This window comes from Acinetobacter sp. YH12136 (assembly GCF_013418545.1).
Classification (GTDB): domain Bacteria; phylum Pseudomonadota; class Gammaproteobacteria; order Pseudomonadales; family Moraxellaceae; genus Acinetobacter; species Acinetobacter towneri.
This window is the reverse complement of record NZ_VPBV01000011.1, coordinates 83065-89341: the sequence shown is the minus strand read 5'-3', so window position 1 is coordinate 89341 and position 6277 is coordinate 83065. Positions and strand designations below refer to the sequence as shown.

Below are 6277 nucleotides of genomic sequence, written 5' to 3'. Positions count from 1 at the left end.
AAAGTTTTACGTACTTTAACTGAATCAACCTATGAAATTCAGCCTCAGCAAAGTCATTATGAATCTCTCGAAGTAGATGAGTTCTGGAATTTTGTTGGAAATAAAAAGAATAAACAATGGCTTATTTTTGTTCAAAAGTCATATTTTACCTCGGAGAAACCGGACATTTTTATTGGTGAGAATATAGACACTTTAAATGGGTTCTAACACTCTCGTTTCGTATAACAGCCATTATGTTAAATGGAAGGAAGCAAAATAAGTTAACATTTTGCTTCCGGCCACATTAAGCTAGAGTTTTATTTAAATAAAGCTATTTAGTAATCATTAAATTAATTAAAATCTAAATCTAACACCAGCTCCATATAACCAACCTTTCTCAGAGTTTGATTCTATTTGCCACGACGTTTCATCATTACCTTTTGAATACTCATAGGCAATGTCGATATAAGGCATGATCTTTTTACTGATTTCATAGCGAGTTTCAAACCCTGCGGTTGCACTGCTTAAACCAGTTTTTTTCGCATATTTAGAGTCATCACTAAAGATAGCATCCAACTCTAAATAAGGTTGAATAATCAACTTTTGCGTAATCAGAAAATCACGTTCCGTTTCTAGGCTAAAGCCCGCATAATTGTCTTCTCCCGCATAGAGATAAGCATCAGTTTCAAAGAAATATGGCGCCATACCATGTAAGCCAATCACCGCATCAACATTTTCTTCGGTGTCTTTGCGATGATCATTGAGTTCAACTTTTTCACTACGATAACGTGCACCAATCTGTGCATCCCAAAAGTCTGAAATCATACGGCTATATAAAAGTTTGGCATCATAATGTGCATCATGCGATTCTTCTTTATCGGCATGAATTTTAATAAAAAGCTTATTTTCATCTGTGCCAATACGGGTTTCAAACTCTGACTTTAAATCACCTGTGCCATCTTCATTGACAAGCCACTTATTGTCCACTGTCGTAATCGCATAAATTTGCGCACCGTGTTCTGAGCGATGATCATAATGCGAACTCTGCTGAGCATTCGCATCTGGTACATGATGTAAATGATTAACCGTAGATGTTGCCTGATGTTGTGCCTGATTCATTTGGCTATGGTTCATTTGAGAGCGATCCATTTGCATCGGCTGATTTTGACTAGAAGATGTAGCAACTGTCATTTTTTCAGGCGCACTATGATCTTCACCATTATGTGCCAAACTCACTGCACTGACCATCAACAAAGAGCTTGCTAAAACAGTTTTAGAAAAAAGATTAATGGTGCGCATGTTGATCTCCTTTCTGTACTTTTTGATCTTGCTGTTTCTCTGTTGATTTGTGATGCATTGGCTGATGACCTGCATGTTGATGGTTCATCGGTGCTGAATGTGCAGCATGATTCATTTTCCCCATCATCTGCATGTGTTGTGCATGCTCTTGTGGAGAATGCTGTGAATGATCCATCTCAGACATCGCTTGATGATTCATTGATGGTACATTTTTTCCATCAGTCTGAGCAGTTGAATGATGCCCTTCGTGCGCCAAACTTAAGCTTGTTAAACTCAATACCGCAACAGAAAAAAACGCTTTAAATACAAAATTAGTGATGTGCATGTCCAGCTCCTTTTTGCTCAGTTACTTGGTGAGTTTGAGTCGAATTTGTACCTTGAATTGGCGTTGTAGACACTTGTTCATCGCTAACATTTGCCACGATCAACTTGTTCATCATTCCTGCACTCATGTGATACAACAAATGACAATGGATTGCCCATTCGCCCAACTCATCCGCAGTTAATAAAGCAGTGACTGTTTTACCCGGTGGTACAATCAATGTGTGTTTATTCGGCATATCTACCGACTCTTGACCATTCTCCAACTGCATAAACATGCCATGTAAATGCATGGGGTGCGCCATCATACTGTCATTAATAAATTTGATACGGATACGCTCGCCATACTTCACTTTTAATGGCTCAGCATCGCTGAATTTTTTACCGTTAATCGTCCAAATATAACGCTCCATAGTACCGCCCAAACGCACTACTAATTCACTGCTAGCTTCACGAGTATCTTTTTGCGGTTCTAAAGATTTTAAATCACTATATTGCAAGGCTTTATTGCCCGCAGGTGTAGATGCATTTGCCCAACCATAAACCACTTGATCATTTTCTTGTGGTTTTGCTGTGCCATGCTGTGAATGATCCATTTTCGAGTGATCCATGCCTTGCATATCGCCATGGTTCATTTTTGAATGATCCATTTTCGAGTGATCCATGCCTTGCATATCGCCATGGTTCATTTTTGAATGATCCATTTTCGAGTGATCCATGCCTTGCATATTGCCGTGGTTCATTTTCGAATGATCCATTCCTGCATGATCACCACCACCATGTCCCATATCTTCCATGGTCAAAAGTGAGCGTGGACGTGGTGCAGGCATATGAATGCCATGTGTCATAGGATTTAGTTCATTGTGCAGTGTACCAATCGCATAGCCTGAACGGTCAATTGACTCAGCTTCAATTTGATAATGTCCGCCTTTTGGCTCCACAATCACATCATAAGTTTCAGCTGTGCCAATACGAAACTCATCCACAGCAACAGGTTTTACAGGCTGACCATCAGCACTGACCACAGTCATTTTCAAGTTAGGAATACGGACATCGTAGAAAGACATCGCAGATGCATTCACAAAACGTAGGCGAATTTTTTCATTCGGTTTAAACATTCCTGTCCAATTTTGTTCAGGTGTTTTGCCATTAATGAGGAAGGTATAACCTGTAACATCCGACATGTCGGTTTTTAGCATACGCATCTGATTCCACATTTTGCGGTCAGACCATGTCGCTTTTATGCCATCACGTTTAACCTGCTTCCAAACATCACCCAAGGTTTCACGCTGATCTTGATAATATTCAGCTGAAATTTTAAGATCTTTCTGAATTTGATCACTGGTTTTTTCATGAAAATCTGACAACATCACCACATAGTCACGTTCAGCTTTTTCATGTGCTGCCAATGGTGTTTTACCTTTTGGATAAATCACAAAAGAACCATATAAGCCGTCCTGTTCCTGTCCTTTAGAATGAGCGTGATACCAATAAGTCCCGCTTTGGCGAATCTTGAATTTATAAACATACTCGCTTTGAGGCTTAATACCGTTAAAACCATTAAATCCCGGTACACCATCCATAATGCCCGGCAACAACAGTCCGTGCCAATGAATAGAAGAATCTTGGTTTTTTAAATTATTTTTCACGCGAATGATGGCTTCATCACCCTCTTCAAACTCAAGCAAAGGCGCAGGAAATTGACCATTTACGGTAATGCGCTTTACAGGCTTTCCAGTTGGGCTGACCACTGCTTCATCAATAACAAGCTGATATTCACGCACTTCGGCAAAAACCAAAGGCGACGATGCAAAACAAATACCTGCTAATAGGTACGAACTAATTTTATGAGACATAACTTAACCTTAATTTTTGAAAAATAAATAAATTTTAAAAAAAATGGTTAAGTTTTAGGAGGACGTGAAATTTCTTGCCAATACCCATTTAGATATTGGTTGGGGTAATAAAAATTAGGCTGATCTATAGAATAGAAGGTATCTAGGGGATCTAGCGAGCTTTGCAAAGAATGAAGACATGAGATCTGTGTCTGGCAGGATAAGCTAGAACATTCCTGACACTTTTTGTGATCTATATTCTGATTAAGAGCTAAATGATTATGGCAATCGGTATTCGTCTGTACTTCGTGATTAATACCATGTTGAGTGACTTGCTGTGCTTGATCTAAACAATGATCTTGGCTCATTTCAGTTTGCATATTGATATGCATTATCTTTACTGATGCAACAGACACACTACTCCATCCTATGGCAAAAACCATAAGAAAACAAAACCAAAGTTTTTTGGAGAGATGAGTCAACACGAATGCTATCTAGGAATAGAATTTAATCCAAAATATCTTAACGGAATTTCAAATATTTACAACCCAATATAATTTAGTAGTTTCTCTAAAATTAACATAATACACGTTATGCGAAATTAGAAAAATGAGTTTATTGCACTGATATTTATCTGTTTTTTAAATTTTAGACCTGGGTTGGTGCCCAGGTTTTTTTATTGCGTATAACAGCCATGATGTTAAATAGTTCTCTTTTTAGATAAATATTCATGTTTTCAATACATGCTAATTAGAGATTTTGAACTCAAGCAATTCTATAAAATTTTAACTTATGTGTACCTCTACTTTTAACTTCGGTTATTTATGGGAGGATTACCGGTGGCCTAACTTAAATAAAAAGTCTCCGACAAACCCGGTACGGTTCACTATCTATTGTTATTCTTACCTGAAATTGATGTGAGCTTATAGAGACAAGGTAAATTTGCAAAAGTGCCGGCTATTCAGTGTTCATTGAATGTTTAATTTAATTTATTAAGCTTGACCTTGGAGTGGCTCTAAGCCTTATACTTGGTACAAATTTTTCGATTGTTATGATGATGCGTTCTACTACATGGATTACAGTCTTGGTTGGATTGTTCATGTTCCAAAGCTTTTGGAATGTGGCGGCGGCCTTTTGTGTCCATGAACAACAGCCTCAATCACAGCAGAGTTATCATTTTGGTCATCACCAAAATACCTTGTGTGCCAGCGATAGTCGTCAACACGATCATAATGGACAGTCAGAAAACATAAAAACATTCAGTAGCGATTTAGAAATCGGTGAAGATCATCAAGATCATCTACCATCGATGACGCATTTGATTGTACAAAATGAAAAAGTAGATGTGTTTCATCCAAGCTCTGAAGTTAAAGTGAATCCACAATTTCATTGGAAAAACAGCTATCAGGCTCCTGACCTGTTTCAACAAAGCCCACCTCCCGAATTTTCCCCGCTCATGGTGGGGTAGCCTAAAACATTCCCACCACTTTTATTATTTAAATAAGTGGGAAAAATCATGTCTTCACAATCAATTATACTCTTGCGTCATAGCTTGGTTGCTTGTATATGTGCAGCGGCTATGCAATATAGCTATGCTGAAAACGTTACCAGCTTTGAATCCGCTTTAGCAAAAGTACAAAGTTACCAGACTCAAGACAAGCTGTGGCAACAAGTTCAGCAAATATCTGAATTGAATATTCAGCAAAGTCGGTTATGGCAGAATCCAAGTATAAGTTTAGAACAGTCTGGCTTTGGCTCAGGTCAAGAACAGGAATTCAATGTTGGCGTTAGTCAACCTCTAGATCTATTTGGTCAGCGTAAGCTGAACCGGGTGATTGCCAATACCTCGAATCAACAAATCCAATTGCAACAGCAATTATGGAAGGCACAAAGCCAACTGATTGTTAAATTTGCATGGTCGCAATTTGCACTTGCTGAGGTTGAGCAGTCTGCTTATTCAGTACAGTTAAAAACAAGTAAAGCCAATCTGGACAGTGCCCAGAAACGCTATCAGGCAGGCAGTATTGCCCTGGTTGATTTTGAGCGTACCCAAATTGAAGCGCTAGAAATCCAACGACTTTATCAGCAAGCGATGCTGAATAAACAAGCTGCCGGTCGTCAGCTGTCTAATTTGTGGGGGGGAGAAACATCTTCACATCTTCAATTGAATAAAACCGCTATCCCTTGGCCAGAGCAAAGTCTCCAAACTGTGCAACGGTATATTGCTGAAGGGTGGCTAGAAAAATTCTATGCCTTGAACATTCAGCAATCGGATCATCAAATTGAAAATTTAAGAATTCAGGCACGTCCCAATCCGACTTTAAATGTAGGCATGAAACGTAGCAAAACCCCTAATGAAAGCAACGATACGACTTTGGCAATCGGCGTGGCTATTCCACTGAATATTTTCAACCGCCAGCAATATGCGATCCCGATGGTCCAGCAACAGCAAATATTGCTGAACCAACAGCAGCAGCGTGAGCTGAAGCAACAAATACTCAATATTGCCAACAGCATGCATCAGCTCAAAGGTTTACGTAGCCAGTTCGATGCCACAACAGCACAAGTTACTTTGGCGACCAAAGTTCAGAGCCGTACTTTACAAGGGTTTCAGGCAGGGAAACTGTCCATTACCGACGTTCAACAAGCAACCACCCAACTGCAGAATCTTCGATTGGGTCAATTACAAATTCTACGTCAAGCTTGGCAAACTGCCCTCGCAGCTGAGGCACTCAGTATTGGCACAAGTTATGAAGAAATTAGCCGTTCGGATGCCTATACACAACTGAATAAAAAGGCAGTCGAAGCATCGCAAAATTTAATCAATGGGGGAGCACGATAAA

At 39.3% G+C, this 6277-nt stretch carries 5 protein-coding genes and 1 pseudogene; 3 read left to right on the top strand and 3 right to left on the bottom strand.

Going from position 1 to position 6277, the window contains the following annotated elements; translation table 11 throughout:
• Positions 1-129: pseudogene (locus FTU71_RS07025) on the top strand (IS1 family transposase); the annotation flags it as partial.
• 204 nt (positions 130-333) lie between these two features.
• Here FTU71_RS07025 and FTU71_RS07020 read toward each other — a convergent pair.
• The 3 genes from FTU71_RS07020 to FTU71_RS07010 are packed head-to-tail and all read right to left on the bottom strand — an operon-like array spanning position 334 to position 3455.
• Positions 334-1278 carry a copper resistance protein B gene (locus FTU71_RS07020; RefSeq protein ID WP_154320112.1) on the bottom strand — a complete coding sequence of 315 codons (945 nt, stop codon included), beginning with the start codon at positions 1276-1278 and terminating at the stop codon, positions 334-336.
• Positions 1265-1603 carry a hypothetical protein gene (locus FTU71_RS07015; protein ID WP_004897649.1) on the bottom strand — a complete coding sequence of 113 codons (339 nt, stop codon included), beginning with the start codon at positions 1601-1603 and terminating at the stop codon, positions 1265-1267. The genes FTU71_RS07020 and FTU71_RS07015 overlap by 14 nt, the downstream gene beginning before the upstream one ends.
• Positions 1590-3455, bottom strand: coding sequence for a copper resistance system multicopper oxidase (locus tag FTU71_RS07010; protein ID WP_104988058.1), 1866 nt, complete (start codon positions 3453-3455; stop codon positions 1590-1592). The genes FTU71_RS07015 and FTU71_RS07010 overlap by 14 nt, the downstream gene beginning before the upstream one ends.
• A gap of 1033 nt (positions 3456-4488) precedes the next feature.
• On the opposite strand from FTU71_RS07010, the gene FTU71_RS07005 reads away from it, so the two are divergent.
• Together FTU71_RS07005 and FTU71_RS07000 are read left to right on the top strand one after the other, a co-directional pair.
• Positions 4489-4902: a cation efflux protein, CzcI-like gene (locus FTU71_RS07005; protein WP_225530251.1), complete on the top strand. Its 414-nt coding sequence runs from the start codon at positions 4489-4491 to the stop codon at positions 4900-4902.
• A 48-nt stretch (positions 4903-4950) separates the two neighbouring features.
• A complete protein-coding gene (locus tag FTU71_RS07000; protein ID WP_035269736.1) occupies positions 4951-6276 on the top strand; it encodes a TolC family protein in 1326 nt (441 codons plus the stop codon).
• Position 6277 lies beyond the last annotated feature (1 nt).